Source organism: Nocardia sp. NPDC005998 (genome assembly GCF_040614395.1).
In the GTDB taxonomy this organism is placed as follows: Bacteria; Actinomycetota; Actinomycetes; order Mycobacteriales; family Mycobacteriaceae; genus Nocardia.
This window is the reverse complement of the sequence record NZ_JBEXUI010000003.1, coordinates 1-13,530: the sequence shown is the minus strand read 5'-3', so window position 1 is coordinate 13,530 and position 13,530 is coordinate 1. Positions and strand designations below refer to the sequence as shown.

Annotated in this window: 13 protein-coding genes; 6 read left to right on the top strand and 7 right to left on the bottom strand. The window is 65.7% G+C overall.

Annotated elements, in window-relative coordinates:
• The first annotated feature begins 97 nt into the window (after positions 1 to 97).
• Positions 98 to 331 (top strand): helix-turn-helix domain-containing protein, encoded by a 234-nt coding sequence (locus ABZ293_RS06470; RefSeq protein WP_063043281.1) that lies wholly within the window; start codon positions 98 to 100, stop codon positions 329 to 331.
• Positions 332 to 396: 65 nt separating this feature from the next.
• Here the strand turns inward: ABZ293_RS06470 and ABZ293_RS06465 are convergent, their stop codons facing one another.
• The 3 genes from ABZ293_RS06465 to ABZ293_RS06455 form a co-directional block, all read right to left on the bottom strand.
• Positions 397 to 1,359 (bottom strand): hypothetical protein, encoded by a 963-nt coding sequence (locus ABZ293_RS06465; RefSeq protein ID WP_355177923.1) that lies wholly within the window; start codon positions 1,357 to 1,359, stop codon positions 397 to 399.
• Positions 1,360 to 1,371: 12 nt separating this feature from the next.
• Positions 1,372 to 1,830 carry a hypothetical protein gene (locus ABZ293_RS06460; RefSeq protein WP_354958404.1) on the bottom strand — a complete coding sequence of 153 codons (459 nt, stop codon included), beginning with the start codon at positions 1,828 to 1,830 and terminating at the stop codon, positions 1,372 to 1,374.
• Between the two features lie 324 nt (positions 1,831 to 2,154).
• Complete coding sequence (locus ABZ293_RS06455; RefSeq protein ID WP_354958440.1) at positions 2,155 to 2,580, bottom strand: cupin domain-containing protein; 426 nt, start codon at positions 2,578 to 2,580, stop codon at positions 2,155 to 2,157.
• A 149-nt stretch (positions 2,581 to 2,729) separates the two neighbouring features.
• Here ABZ293_RS06455 and ABZ293_RS06450 point away from each other — a divergent pair, with 149 nt between their 5' ends.
• The gene (locus ABZ293_RS06450; protein ID WP_355177921.1) at positions 2,730 to 3,239 is read left to right on the top strand and encodes a MarR family transcriptional regulator; all 510 of its coding nucleotides are present in this window, start codon (positions 2,730 to 2,732) and stop codon (positions 3,237 to 3,239) included.
• Between the two features lie 85 nt (positions 3,240 to 3,324).
• Complete coding sequence (locus ABZ293_RS06445; RefSeq protein WP_355177919.1) at positions 3,325 to 4,116, top strand: hypothetical protein; 792 nt, start codon at positions 3,325 to 3,327, stop codon at positions 4,114 to 4,116.
• Positions 4,117 to 4,485: 369 nt separating this feature from the next.
• Here ABZ293_RS06445 and ABZ293_RS06440 read toward each other — a convergent pair whose 3' ends face one another.
• Positions 4,486 to 5,304 (bottom strand): SDR family oxidoreductase, encoded by an 819-nt coding sequence (locus ABZ293_RS06440; RefSeq protein WP_355177917.1) that lies wholly within the window; start codon positions 5,302 to 5,304, stop codon positions 4,486 to 4,488.
• 41 nt (positions 5,305 to 5,345) lie between these two features.
• Positions 5,346 to 7,931, bottom strand: a complete 2,586-nt coding sequence (locus tag ABZ293_RS06435; RefSeq protein WP_355177915.1) for a cytochrome P450 — start codon at positions 7,929 to 7,931, stop codon at positions 5,346 to 5,348.
• Between the two features lie 79 nt (positions 7,932 to 8,010).
• On the opposite strand from ABZ293_RS06435, the gene ABZ293_RS06430 reads away from it, so the two are divergent.
• Both ABZ293_RS06430 and ABZ293_RS06425 read left to right on the top strand, forming a co-directional pair.
• Complete coding sequence (locus tag ABZ293_RS06430; RefSeq protein WP_355177913.1) at positions 8,011 to 9,288, top strand: glycosyltransferase; 1,278 nt, start codon at positions 8,011 to 8,013, stop codon at positions 9,286 to 9,288.
• Positions 9,285 to 10,046 (top strand): ABC transporter permease, encoded by a 762-nt coding sequence (locus tag ABZ293_RS06425; RefSeq protein ID WP_355177911.1) that lies wholly within the window; start codon positions 9,285 to 9,287, stop codon positions 10,044 to 10,046. The genes ABZ293_RS06430 and ABZ293_RS06425 overlap by 4 nt, the downstream gene beginning before the upstream one ends.
• A gap of 161 nt (positions 10,047 to 10,207) precedes the next feature.
• On the opposite strand, the gene ABZ293_RS06420 is transcribed toward ABZ293_RS06425, so the two are convergent.
• On the bottom strand, positions 10,208 to 10,999 hold the full coding sequence (locus ABZ293_RS06420; protein WP_355177909.1) for an SDR family NAD(P)-dependent oxidoreductase: 792 nt from the start codon (positions 10,997 to 10,999) through the stop codon (positions 10,208 to 10,210).
• Between the two features lie 318 nt (positions 11,000 to 11,317).
• Here ABZ293_RS06420 and ABZ293_RS06415 point away from each other — a divergent pair, with 318 nt between their 5' ends.
• Positions 11,318 to 12,805 carry an amidohydrolase family protein gene (locus ABZ293_RS06415; RefSeq protein WP_355177907.1) on the top strand — a complete coding sequence of 496 codons (1,488 nt, stop codon included), beginning with the start codon at positions 11,318 to 11,320 and terminating at the stop codon, positions 12,803 to 12,805.
• Between the two features lies 1 nt (position 12,806).
• On the opposite strand, the gene ABZ293_RS06410 is transcribed toward ABZ293_RS06415, so the two are convergent.
• The gene (locus ABZ293_RS06410; protein WP_354958395.1) at positions 12,807 to 13,373 is read right to left on the bottom strand and encodes a helix-turn-helix domain-containing protein; all 567 of its coding nucleotides are present in this window, start codon (positions 13,371 to 13,373) and stop codon (positions 12,807 to 12,809) included.
• Between the last annotated feature and the right edge of the window lie 157 nt (positions 13,374 to 13,530).

The window sequence follows — 13,530 nt, the reverse complement described above, 5'->3', positions numbered from 1 at the left end:
TTCGGGTGATCGGTGATATTCATCACAAAGACCCGTTGATCACAGCTTGCTGAGTGTTTAGCCTGGAAGGACGCGGCTCGGCGACTCGGAGGAAGCCATGAGCGACAGGCCCACACAAGTCAAGGCCACACTGGGTAAGGGCACACGCGTCACGGGGAAATCACGAGACCGTTTGCAAACCCAGCTGAAGAAGCAGTACGAGGCGGGTGCCAGCATTCGATCGCTGGCCCGGTCCACCGGCCGCTCCTACGGTTTCATCCACAACGTGCTGGTGGAGTCGCATGTGCAGCTCCGCAGCCGCGGCGGTGCCAACCGCCGCAAGAGCCAGTAGCGTTACGGATCTGAATCCCGGTGTCGGCGAATGGATTTCGCCGACACCGAGGTCAGTCGAGCGCGCTAATAGCCCGGCACCGCGCCGTCGCCGTTGACCAGCAGGTTGGCGAGGCTGCGGAATATCGGCAGGCCCGTCTTGATCTCCAGATACGCGAACTGGCCCTGTGGGTTGACCTCGAGAAAGTAGTACTCGCCGTCGCGGCCGAGGCGCAGATCGAGCACGCCGAAGCTCAGGCCGAGTGCTCCCATGAGTGTGGCCAGCGACTTGCTGACCGACGCGGGCAGATGTTCGGGAGCGAAGTCGACGGTGGTATCCAGCCGCGAGTCGACCCGGCCGACGCCGGACTGCGAGTCGATCCGGACCGCCCATTCGACGCCGTCCATCCACACCACCCGCACATCGCAGGTGGCCTCGACGTAGTCCTGGAAGGTGGTCGGCGCGGAGCGGATGCCCGCGAGTCGGCCGAAATCGGCCTTGGTGATGATTCTGGTCTCGGCGAATTCGGCGCGCCCGGTGCCGGTGCGCTTGTAAACGACCGGGCCGGAACGTGATTCGACGAAGCTGCGCGCCTCGTCCGGATCATTGGTGATCAGCGTCTCCGGAACCGCGAATCCGGCCCGCTGTGCGGTCTCCAACTGCACGATCTTGCGGCTCGCGGTCCGATCGGCGCCGGGATCGTTGACCCAGTACGCGGGTATCGACCACAGCAATCCCTGGATGAAGCCATCGCATTCGGCCTGACGGTAGGCGTCATCCGAGGCGCGTACACCGGCGGGCACCTGTGCCGGATGCGGTCTTCGCCACCAGACCGACCGGACGTCATCGAGGCCGATCACATGCGATAGCGAACGTGCGGTGCCGTGCCGATCGAGCCGGAAACTTCCGGATTCGCGCGGGAAGTCGCGCAGGTCGAGCTGAATCGGGCTGAGCCCGTGGTGTTCTCGCAACGTCGCCGCCATCGCGGTGCCGTGCAGATCATCGGATTCGGAGACGATGAGGACCGAACCCGTCCGGCGCGCCGCCATGCGCAGTCCTGCTCAGTCGAGACTGTCGCAGTTGATGCCGTCGTCGCTGGTCGCGAGCGATTTGGTTTGGCAGTAGGTGAAGGTTGCCCCGCTGGTGCCCGGGTAGTCGGCGAGCTGGAGGCGGTCGGCCCAGGATGCGGTGAGTTGTTGCAGCGCTTCATCTCCCAGCGCCGCGGAGGGTTCCGCGGCCAAAGTCATCGGCCGGTCGACGAGGTCGATGCGCAGCCGCCGGGTGAAATCGGCGGTGGCGCCGGGACGGATATCCATCAGCACCGGGCGGCCATCGCGCTCGGTGGCCGCGCCATCGGTCCAGTCCACTACGCGAAGTACGTCGTCCCGGCGGAAGGTCCACGTTCCTTCGGTCACTCTGACGGTGAAATCTCGTTCCGACTCGGCCACCAACAGTCCCTGCAACGCGGGGACGCGGTCACCCGTCGGTGCGGTACCGGGGAGGTGGATTGCGTCGGTCATAGTGAACTCTCCGATCTGCTCGCGATTTGCCAGGACTCCCGAGCGGGAACTGGATCATAACGCGCGCGGGGTCCCGCACGGTCCGGATCGAGAGATTTCACCGCCGCTGGCAAACCGGATTCAGGCTCGGGATGCGCTAGCGCCGAAAGATTTTCGGTAAGATGGCAAACCGGCTCCCGCAATCACCGAGCTACTTCCGGACGGTTATCGTTCGGTCGGTATTGCCCGGGATTGGCGGCTGTGCATCCGCCGGTGCGGATGCGGCCGTTGCGTCGTCCCACTCGAATTCGCGCTCGATCGCGACCGTATCGCCGCCGCAGGTGATCAGCCGCGCCGATTCGCGTTGCGCTCGGCCCACCACTGCGGCGAGTCCACGAACCAGTTGTCGAACTCCTCCTGGGATGCCGCCAGTTCCTCGAAGGTGGCCTCGCCCTTGACGAGACGGTCGAGCAGGCGGAAGTAGCCGAAGCGTTCGACGGCGGGCATGAGGGCGATCAGGATCCTGGCCGAGCTGTCCGGGGTGGCCCCGAAGGCGTGCGGCATCAGTTTGGGCACCACGATCGATCCGCCCGCGGCGACGGTGACGATCTCGTCTCCGGCCAGGACCTGCAGTTCGCCGTCGGCGACATAGAACAGTTCGTCCGACTTGGTGTGGTAGTGCGGCGCTGCGCCGTCGGCGCCCTGATCCATGTTGACCTCCAGGTGGCTGACCGCGCCGCCCGCCTCGTTCGAGTCGATGAGCAGGCGCATGGTGACCGAAGGGGTCACCAGGGTCTCGGCATCCTGCGGCTGGCGGATGGCGAACTTGCGGTCGGTGGTGGCGTTCATGATGTTCTCCAGTTGATTCGCTTGTTGATAATTCGCTACCGAACTATATCCCATCGAATAGAATCTTGTCCATGGGTGAGATGCAGTCGGATCCGGTGGACGCGATCGTCGGGCAGTGGCGTCAGGAGCGGCCGGACCTCGAACTGGAGGCGATGGCCGTGATCGGACGGCTCGGCAGACTGTTCGTAATCGCGCAGCGGGATATCGAGGCGGTCTTCGCCGCGCACGGACTGCAGCGTGGGGAGTTCGATGTGCTTGCCGCGCTGCGTCGTTCGGGGGAGCCGTTCGAGTTGAATCCGTCAGTGCTCGCCGACACGCTGATGATGTCGCGTGCCGGAATGACCGGACGGCTCGATCGCCTGGAGTCGGCGGGGTTGGTCCGGCGGATCGCCGATGCGGCGGATCGCCGCGCCGTCCGGGTCGCTTTGACCGATGCTGGTCGCGCGCTGATCGACAAGGTGGTCACCGCGCATACCGAGAATGAAACCCGCATCTTGTCGGTGCTTTCGGCACAGGACCGCAAGGATCTGGACCGCATCGTCCGGGTACTGCTCGGCAGTCTCGAACACGGCGCGAAATGAAGTAGCCCGATACTCGGGTGCCAGCGAGGTTATCGGTTCAACCTGGAGTTATCGCATTGAAGCGCGGTACACAAGGAGGCTACCGATGATCGACATCATTACCCTCCGCGGCACGGGCGAGCCGCGGAACAGCAATGGAACACCGGCCGGGATGCTGCACGATGTCACCAAGCTGCTCGATACCGCTCGCTTTACCGCGTTCGAACCGGACTGGCCCGCCTCGGTGGGGCCGACCCCGGATGTGTGGGGTCCATCGCTGGACACCTCCATCCGCCTCGGTGTCGCCGCCGGTGTCAAGGCGATTCAGGACTCGCCGAATGTCTGTGGGCTGCTGAGCTATTCGCTCGGTGGCATCTGCGCGAGCAAGATCCTGGAAGGGGTGCGCTCGGGGAAATACAAGAACACCGACGGCTCGCCGCTCGAGATCGCGTTCGCGGTAAATATCGCCAACCCGCTGCGCAAGCGCGGTCAGTCGGTCGGCAATCTCTGCCCGGCATCGACCTATGGGCTGCACGGTGAACGCGGTGCCTGGCCTGCGCTCGATGTCAAGGAGTACGCGAATCCGGGTGACATCATCACCTCTTCACCCGGCGACTCCCCATTGCGCGTGATCGATGTCGGCATTTCGCCGTTTTCCTTCGTGGAAGGCGCCCGCATCGGCAATGTGACTCCGCTGATCTTCGCCGAACTGCTCCGCTTCCTGATGAGCGATCCGATCGCCAATCTCAACCGGTACGCCGCCGCGGTCGATGGTGTCATCGGCTATCTGACGCCGTGGCCGGACGGTCAGCACGTGCTCTACTCCGGGCACAACATGCCCGGCACCAATGTGCTGTGGACGACCCATGCCGCCAACTATCTCAATGCCACCTACTGAACGCCGTGTGCCGAGTGGTTTTCGTACCGGAAGTCGGCAATTGCCCGAGTGCGGTGCGGATTCCGGTGATCACCAGCGCTCTTGCGTGGAGTTGCGTGCATCACACTCCCTAATTTGCGGCAAGGATGCTATGCGGCGGGTGGTCGCGTCGTAGAGTCTGAATTCGCTGACGCGCCATTGGGTTTCGATGGAGGGGTCACGGAGGCGTCCGTGACTTCCGGATGGCGCGGCGGTGCCAGGCCGTACCCTTTCGGCCTGTACCCGCGCCATCTGCCAGCGAGGGCGCGGTCTCGGATAGTGCCGCCGCCGGGGAGGGATCCACCAATATCCCGACTCTCCCCGGCGGCACCGCACTCGCTCCGATACCGCTCAATCCCCCTGTGCCGCAGCGGAGACCGGCTGCCACTTGCGCCAGAGTTCCAGGCGGGATTCGTAGTCCGCGGTCGCGATCGCCAGGGGGACTTCGCCGAGGAAGATCCGCAGCGGCGGCTCCGGTGCGTCGACGACGGCCAGGATGGCGCCGCTGGTGGCGGCCGGATCGCCTTGGCGCACCGCGGAACGCTGCGCGGCCCTGGCTGCCCTGGCCGGATCGTAGGCCGGAATCGGGGTGGCGTGGCGCGCGGACGGACCCGCCCAGTCGGTACCGAAACCACCCGGCTCGATCAGCGTCACATGGATGCCGAACGGTGCGACTTCCTGCGCGAGGGACTGGGAGAACCCTTCCAGTGCCCACTTCGACGCGTGGTACGCCCCGAGATTCTGGAAGGCCGAGATGCCGCCGATGCTGGAGACCTGGATGATGTGGCCGCTGCCCTGGGCTCGCAGAATCGGCAGTGCCGCCTGGGTGACCCACAGTGCGCCGAAGACATTGGTCTCCAACTGCGCTCGGAGTTCGTCCTCGCTGAGTTCCTCGATCATGCCGAACTGGCCGTAGCCCGCGTTGTTGATCACGATATCGAGCCGTCCGAAGCGTTCGGCGGCCTGCTGGACGGCGGCGAAGTCGTCGGCGCGATCGGTGACATCCAACCGCAGGGGCAGGAAGGTATCCGGATATTTGGCGACCAGATCGTCCAGTGTGGTCAGGTCGCGGGCCGTACCGGCTACCCGGTCGCCGCGCTCGAGTGCGGCGAGCGCCCATTCGCGGCCGAATCCTCGTGAGACTCCGGTGATGAACCAAACTTTGCTCATACGATCACGGTAGTCACCTGGAGTGCATTCCAAGCAAGTAGTCAACGTGGACGCAGGGTGACCGGCAGTGCCGACGGTGACAGGACGAAGTCCCGATTCGATGCGCGCACCACATAGTGCGGGTCGGGGATCGGCCGCCAGCGGGCCAGCAGGGCCGCGGCGGCCAGGCCGATTTCGATCGTGGCGAAATGGTCGCCCAGGCAGCGGCGACGGCCGACGCCGAAGGACAGGTTGGCCTTCTTATCGATATCGGCGGCGCGCTCGGGCGACCAGCGGTCCGGGTCGAAGGATTCCGGATCGGTGAAGTACCGCTTGTCGTGCTGAACCAGATAGGGGCTGAACATGATTGCCGTACCGTCCGGAATGGTCAGTCCGCCGATGGTGACATCGCCGTCGGCGGTGCCCGCGCTGATCCACGGGCCCCAGAAGCGAAGTGTCTCCGCCACAACCTGTTTCAGATAGGGAAGTGCGCCGAGATGTTCGGGCCGGACCGGGCCCGATCCGACCACAGCGTCGAGTTCGGCGTACAGCCGCTCGGCGATGTGTGGGCGGCGCATGACCTCGTGCCAGAGCCAGCCCGTCAGCGATGCCATCGAGCCGACGCCTCCGGCCAGCATGAGAATCGCCTCGTCGATAATGTGCTCATCGGACAGTTTCGCACCGGTCTCGCTGTCGGTATGTCGGATCAGCGCTGACACCACATCGTTGAAATCCTCATCGCGGCGGCGGTATTCGGCGATAACGTCGCCGATGGCGGCGCGCAGGTGATGTGCCTTCCTGCGCCAGCGCCAGTTCGCGATGAGCCGCAGGCGGCGCACCTGCGGCGGTAGCGCGGTGCGCAGGATGACCTGACTGAGCAGCCACGGCACACTGTCCCGGATCTCCCGGCGTGCGTCATCGCTGAAATCGGCCGTGAACAGTGTCGAAGAGACAGTGTCGAGGATCAGGCCATGGGCCTCGTCCATCAGATTCACGCGCCCATCCGAAGGCAGTCCCGCCGACCAGGTTTCGGCGATATCGGCCGCCGACCCCGTATATTCGGCGAGGCGGCTCTGCCGCAGCGCGGGCGCGATCATCCGGCGCCGCAGTTTGTGTTCGTCGCCGCGCAGGACGTTCACCGATCCACCCGCGACGTCCTTGATCGCCTCACGCAGGTCATCGCGATTGAGTTCGGCATCGCCAAGTCCGACCTCGCGCACGAGATCCGGTGTGGTGAGCAGATATCCGGTCTTCTGGCCGAAGTGGATACGCACGATCGGCCCGAGGTCGGCCAATGAGGTGACGAATCCGGGCGCATCGCGCAGCGCCCGCAGGCTGTGTCCCACCAGTGGTAGCGCGCCGGGCGCAGTCGGGACCTCTGAAAGAGATTGTGGCATGACCAATTCTGGACTCCGCGCGGACTCTTCGCGGGCCCGGCGATAGATTTCGAGCATCGTCCCGGTCTGCTGTGATTGCCGCACCGAGTCGCTGTGTGCGCCAAGGACCTCGCGCATGTGGTCGAATGCGGTGCGATCAGCGTTGAGTTTCGCGATGGTATCGGCCATCGCGGCAGCCGACGGATCGGCGGTACACACGCCACCACCGGTCGGCACCGATTCGCCCAGATCGGGATCGCAGTAGATGATCGGCAGGCCCACCGCTACCGCCTCCAAGAGGACCATGCCCTGGGTGTCGAAACCGTGTGAGGGAAACAGCAGTGCGTCGCCGTTGGACATGGCCGCGAGGCATTCGGCCTGAGTGACCCTGCCGTGCACACGGATTCGGTCCGCCAGCCGGTGTTCGGCGATAGCAGCCTCGGCCGCGGCGCGCAGGTCACCGTCACCGTAGATACCGAGGGTGCAGTCATCGACGAGCCGCACGGCGTCGATCGATTCGAGCAGCCGCTTCTCGGCGGACAACCGCCCGCACCAGATGAGTCGCAACGGCGCGTCCGGCGCGCGATCGGAAACCTTTGCGCCGCTGGCGTTTTTGATCAGGTCATCGTCTACACCGTTGGATACCACCCGAATCGGACGGGTCAGACCGTGCGCGAGCAATAGATCAGCGAAGTGCTGCGTCGGCGCGATCACCCGATCGGCCGCCTGCGCTTGCCCGACGATGGTCCACCAGGCATGGCGAGCCGCTCGGCTTTCGGCGCGGTGCGGCATGTGCTGGCGATGCGGTACGAACCGGCCGTGCAGTGCGCGCAGCGCCAGGGCCGCCGGATACGGTGCGGGCGAGGTGTTCTCGATGAAGGCGTCGTCGCGACTCTGGGCGGTGTGGATCAGCGGAATCCGGTGTCGCCGGGCCGCCTTCATGCCCGCGATGGCGACACCGTAGGTGGTGTGGGTGTGCACCAGGTCGATCGGGCCGCGCGCGGCGAAGGCGGCGTCGATCAGTGCGGCATTGTGCTTGCTCGGCAACACGACCGGGAAACCGTTGACCTCGAGACCGCCCACGGCGCGCAGTTCGACCACATCAGGGTCCGCGTGCGCCGCCGAGAGCGGCGCGACGAAGAGGGTGACGCGGTGCCCGGCGCGTTCGAGTCCGCGGCACAGCGAGTCGACCGCGGTTTGGATCCCGCCCAGCGTGGTCGGGTGGTAGTCCATGAACATCGCGATGTGCACAATGGCACTGTACTGATACATGCCCCACGTCGAGAGCCCATAGTTCTGTGGACTATTCGCTCGGAGTCGGGTCAGGTGCCCAATACCCGAAAGAGCCGCCTTGAAAATAGCGATTCCGCTCACCGGAACTCGTGGAGATGTCCAGCCGGTCGTAGCGCTGGGACTGGAGTTGCGCCGCCGCGGCCACGACGTGTTGCTCGGGGCGCCGCCGAACCTTGTCGAATTCGCCACGGCCACCGGCCTGGCCGCCGTCGCCTGCGGACCCGATGTGCAGCAGCTCTACAGTTCGGATGCCGGCCAGCGGGCACTCGCGGCCGGAAATACACTGCGGCTGATGCAATTGGTGGCCCGTCAGATGGCCGATTACGCCCAGCAGATGAATCGCGAGGTCATCGATGTCTGCGCTGGGGCCGACCTGATCGTGGCTAGTACCGTCACCGAGGATCGGGCCAGTTCGGTCGCCGAGGCGATGGGCGTTCCGCTGGTCAGCCTGCATTACTTCCCGTGCCGCAGCAATGGCGCATATCCGTTTCCCGGTGCGCTGCCGACGCACTGGAATCCGCCCGCCGCCGTGAATCGGGCGACCTGGACGATCGCGGAGAATCTGCGCCGCGTGGTGTTCATGCGCTACCTCAATGATCTGCGGGCAACGCTCGGGCTGCCGAAATCGCGGGCGAGTACGGCCGCCGTGCTGGCCCGCGCGCATGTCCCCGAGGTACAGATCTACGATCCGGCGCTGGTTCCGGGACTGCCGCAGGAGTGGGATGATCGCAGGCCGTTCACCGGATTTCTGACCCTCGATCACGCCGCCCGCGAGGCCGTCGGCGAATTAGCTGGCGACCATGCGGGGATCCTGTCCTGGATCGAGTCAGGCGAGGCGCCGGTATTCTTCGGTTTCGGCAGTATGCCGATCCGGGATACCGCGGCGGTGCTGGCAATGGTGTCCGAGGTGTCGGCTCGGCTGGGGGTGCGCGCGCTGGTGAGCGCCGGGTGGAGTGATCTGGATATCGCCGATGCGCAGGCGGGACCGAACGTCAAGGTCGTCGGTCCGTTCGCACACGACCTGGTCTTTCCACACTGTGCCGCCGCGGTGCATCACGGTGGTATCGGGACGCTGTTCGAGAGCCTGCGCGCCGGATTGCCGACGCTCGTCTGCTCGGTATCGTTCGAGCAGCCGATGTGGGGTGGGCAGGTCGAGCGCCTCGGTGTCGGTGCGCATCTGCCGTTCACCCGGCTCACTGCGGCGCGGCTCGAGCAGGGGGTCGCGTCACTGTTGACGCCCGAACGTCGCACCCGCGCAGCGGAATTCGCCAAGACGCTGCGTACCGAGGACGCCGCCGCGCGCACCGCGGACATCGTAGAGGCCGCCGCCCGGTGACGATCGACGTCTTCGCCGACACCCTCGTCATGTTCCGGCGCTGCGTCCGGCATACGCTGCGCAGCCGCGACACCCTGATCATTTCGCTGCTCATGCCGATTCTGGTGATGCTGCTGTTCACCTATGTCTTCGGCGGGGCCATCGATGTCGGTGGCCCCTACCTGGACTACGTGGTGCCCGGAATCATGTTGCTGTGCACGGGTTTCGGTTCATCGATCACCGCCACCGCCGTGTCGACCGATATGACAAGGGGCAGTATCGACCGGTTCCGCACCTTGCCGATGTTCCGGCAGGCAGTCCTGGCCGGGCATGTCGCAGAGGGGGTGCTGCGCAATCTCGCGGCCATTACGATCGCGGTTTCGGTGGCGCTCGCGCTCGGCTACCGTCCGCAGGCGGGTCTACTCGGCTGGCTGGCGGCCCTCGCGGTGATCACCCTGTTCGTAACGGCCATCTCCTGGATCGCGGTTGCCCTGGGTCTGATCGCCAAGAACCCGGAAGCCGCGGGCGGCCTCACCTACGCCATCATGTTCATCCCGTACATCAGCAGCGCCTTCGTCCAAACCACCACCATGCCGCACTGGCTGCGCGGCTTCGCCGACTACCAGCCCGCCACCCCCATCATCGAAACGGTGCGCGGCCTCCTCAACTCCACCGGCACCGGACACCACGCCCCGCTGGCCATCCTCTGGTGCGTCGTCCTCGGTCTTCTCGGATTCGCCGGCGCCAGTGTCGTCTTCAGCCGCCTGTCCCACCACTGATCTCAGGCGGCCGGGTTGCCCGCGCGCAAAGAACGCCGCGGCGCCCGAATCGGGTGTCGCGGCGTGCTCGGTGCTATGTGGCGAGCGAACGGGTTGTTCGTCATTCGATGCGGCGGGCGGGATATCCGGCGTCGAAGCCGAGTCGCATCCTGTTGTCGGACTCAGCGCATGTCGCGTTGACCGGCGGCTAGTTCGGTTATGACCTTGTCGGCGCCGAGTAGGCCCTGGACACGGTTCGCGAGATCGGGGGCGATCAGAGCGAAGCTTGCACCCAGGCGGACCGGCAGCGGGGCTACGTCCGTTTCGGCGATATTCCGTTCGATGGCTCGGACCACGGCGTTGGCGACGTCTTCCGGGCTTCGGGTGCCGACGCCCCGTGGTAGTGTCGCGCCGGATCTGGCGAACATACCCGCGTCCCTGACGAATCCGGGGTAAATCGACGAGACGCCGACGCCGCGCTCTTGCATATCGGCGCGCAATGCCAGGGCGAAGCCGCGGAGTCCGAATTTTGTCGCGTTGTACATCGCCGCCTTACCGGATGCGGCCTTGCCGGACAGGGAGTTGATGAACACCAGGTGGCCCTTGCCGCGCTCGGCCATTCGCGCACCGGCGAGGCGGGCCAGCACGATCGGGGCGCGCAGATTGACCTCCAGCGCGCGATCGATCTCCGGCAGCGAAAAGTCGAGCAGATCGCCCGACCCGGGCAGGGCGGCATTGGCTATGACGACATCGAGGTCACCGGCGTCCTCGACCAGCTTCTCGGCACCGCCGGGCACGGCGAGGTCCGCGACCACCGCCCGTGCGCCGAGCCGGGTCGCGACCTTGTCGAGTTCCTCGGCTCGGCGTCCGGACAACACCACACTTGCGCCCCGTGCGGCCACCGCGGCGGCGATCGCGACCCCGATTCCACCGGTCGCGCCGGTGATCAGTACGCGTGCTCCGTTCAGGTCCATGCCGACGATTATTGTCGAGATTCCACATTTCGCGAGACATTCGCAGTCCCCGGTGTCGTCGTGCGCGGCGGCTGCCGTCAGTCCTGGAATCGGTCGCACGTGCCCGCGCTGATCCGGTGCGCATCGATACCAGGTGCCGGCGACGAGGACAGGTTCGGCTCGATGAGCGCCGAAACCGGCCGAATTATCGGCTACTGTCGAGTAGGCAGACCTTCGGTGTCGGTCCGATGCTCGAAAGGCTTTGCCTGCCAACGCATCATGCGTATCAATCGGCGGGCTGTGTCGTAGCATCGGTCCGGGTATCAGGGAGGAGTCGTGGTGCGGGAGATCAGTCGGGCCGAGTTTCTGGCGGTGCTGACCGGCGCGGCTGCCGGGGCTATTGCGAGTGGTGTGGTCGGCGGTGCGCCCGCTGGTGCGGATCCGGTTGCGGCCGGGCCGATTTCGGTGTTGTCCGGTGCCACGCTGATCGACGGGACCGGCGCGCCGCCGCGCCCGGATACGACCATTGTGCTCGCGGGGGACCGGATCGTGGCTGCGGGCGGGTTCGCGGACCTGCCGTTGCCGCCGCAGGTGCGGCTGGTGGATCTGACGGGCAAGTTCGTGATTCCAGGGCTGTGGGATATGCATACCCACGTGACGTCGGCGGAGCAGTTCTTTCCGCCGCTGCATGTGGTCAACGGCGTCACCGGGGTTCGCGAGATGTGGGGTGACCCGCAAACCCACGACCTGCGCAGGCGCATCGAACTGGGACAGGCGTTCGGTCCGCGGATCGTGATCGCGAGCAATATCATCGACGGCCCGCCCGGTATCTGGCCGGGCTCCGAGGTGGCGTCCACCGGTACCGAGGCCAGAGCCGCGGTACGGCGAGCCGCGCAGGGTGGCGCGGACTTCATCAAGGTCTACTCGCTGCTGTCACGTGCAGCCCTCACGGCCATCGCGGATGAGGCGAACAAGATCGGGCTGCGCTTTGCCGGACATGTGCCCAACCTGATCCCGGTCCAGGAGGCGGTCGACCTCGGTCAGTACACGATCGAGCATATGTACGGGATGCTGCTGTCCACGTCGTCGCGCGCGGACGAACTGTACGCGGAGATCGAGGCTGATCCGGATGGGTGGCGGGCGAACCGGATTCGACTCGAGCAGACCGCCGCGGAAACGCACAGCCCCGAACGAGCGGCGGCCCTGATCGACCAGATGATCCGGCACAATTGCTGGCAGTCACCGACTTTGGTGGTCCAGCAGCGTCTGATGACCGGTCGACCGCCGGGCGATCCCGATGACGAGCGACTGCGCTATCTGCCCGCCTACTTCCAGCAGATGTGGCAGGGCCAGGCCGCAGCACTGCCGGTCGAGCAGACTGCGGTGTTACAGCGGAACTATGCGGCCCGCCTGCGTCTGCTCGCCACAATGTACGAGGCCGGTGTCGGCATCGTGGCGGGCACCGATGCGGGCAACCCGTTCGTCTTTCCCGGTTTCGCGCTGCACGAGGAGCTGGAACTGCTGGTGCAGGCCGGTCTTTCGCCGATGCGGACATTGCAGGCGGCGACCCGCGACGCCGCGCGATGCCTGGGCATGGCACACCTCACCGGCACCGTCGAGCCCGGAAAATTCGCGGATCTCGTTGTGCTGGACGGTGATCCGCTCGTCTCGATCGGTAATACCCGGCGCATCCATGCCGTGGTGTGCCGGGGACAGTACCTGGCGCCCGAAGACCGCGACCGCATCCTGCGCGAGGTCGAAACGGCCGCGGAACAGGTGAATTCCGCGCCGCCGCCGGACGGTCCACGCGGCGGATGCTGCGGCTGACTCAGTCCTTGCGGCGCACCGAGGCTTCGACCAGATCCAGTACCGCGGAAAGGTTTTCGTTGGTGTGCCCGGACGCGATGCGGGCGATGAGCCCGTCGAGTACCAGGTCCAGATAGCCGAGCAGGACGTCGGTGGGTACATCGTCGCGTAGGGCGCCAGCGGCCTTGCGTCGTTCGAGCCGGGCGAGGGTCGCGGCGGTCAGCTCGGCCGAGCGCTGCGACCAGCCCGCGCGGAACTCCGGATCGGTGCGCAACCGGCGCGCGATCTCCAAACGCGTTCCGAGCCAATTGAATTGCTCGGGATGGGCCAGCATATCGCGCATGACCTGCACTAGGCCCTGATTGGCCGCGACATCGGCCATGCGATTGGCATCTTCCTGTGCCAGTGCGAGGAACAGGGCGTCCTTATCCCGGAAGTGATGGAAGATCGCGCCACGGGACAGGCCGATGGCTTCCTCCAAGCGGCGCACGGTGGCGCCGTCGTACCCGTATTCGGCGAAACAGGCCCGCGCCCCGTCGAGTATCTGACTACGCCGGGCGGCGAGGTGATCGTCACTGACCTTGGGCATCTGGCGGGCTCCTCCGAGCGAAGCGGGCAAGCAATGTGAAGAGGTGCGGGGGCCCCCCCGGGGGGGGGGGGCGGCCCCCCCAACCACACCAAACAACAGGACACCAAAAAAAAACAAAAAAACCAAAATTTAAAATGTTTTTAGTGTTATGTTTTTA

What these genes read in the sequence shown, in the direction of transcription:
- ABZ293_RS06470 (WP_063043281.1), top strand. Translation starts at nt 98, where the DNA reads ATGAGCGACAGGCCCACACAAGTCAAGGCCACACTGGGTAAGGGCACA.
- ABZ293_RS06465 (WP_355177923.1), bottom strand. Translation starts at nt 1,359, where the DNA reads ATGGCGGCGCGCCGGACGGGTTCGGTCCTCATCGTCTCCGAATCCGAT.
- ABZ293_RS06460 (WP_354958404.1), bottom strand. Translation starts at nt 1,830, where the DNA reads ATGACCGACGCAATCCACCTCCCCGGTACCGCACCGACGGGTGACCGC.
- ABZ293_RS06455 (WP_354958440.1), bottom strand. Translation starts at nt 2,580, where the DNA reads ATGCGCCTGCTCATCGACTCGAACGAGGCGGGCGGCGCGGTCAGCCAC.
- ABZ293_RS06450 (WP_355177921.1), top strand. Translation starts at nt 2,730, where the DNA reads ATGGGTGAGATGCAGTCGGATCCGGTGGACGCGATCGTCGGGCAGTGG.
- ABZ293_RS06445 (WP_355177919.1), top strand. Translation starts at nt 3,325, where the DNA reads ATGATCGACATCATTACCCTCCGCGGCACGGGCGAGCCGCGGAACAGC.
- ABZ293_RS06440 (WP_355177917.1), bottom strand. Translation starts at nt 5,304, where the DNA reads ATGAGCAAAGTTTGGTTCATCACCGGAGTCTCACGAGGATTCGGCCGC.
- ABZ293_RS06435 (WP_355177915.1), bottom strand. Translation starts at nt 7,931, where the DNA reads ATGTATCAGTACAGTGCCATTGTGCACATCGCGATGTTCATGGACTAC.
- ABZ293_RS06420 (WP_355177909.1), bottom strand. Translation starts at nt 10,999, where the DNA reads ATGGACCTGAACGGAGCACGCGTACTGATCACCGGCGCGACCGGTGGA.
- ABZ293_RS06410 (WP_354958395.1), bottom strand. Translation starts at nt 13,373, where the DNA reads ATGCCCAAGGTCAGTGACGATCACCTCGCCGCCCGGCGTAGTCAGATA.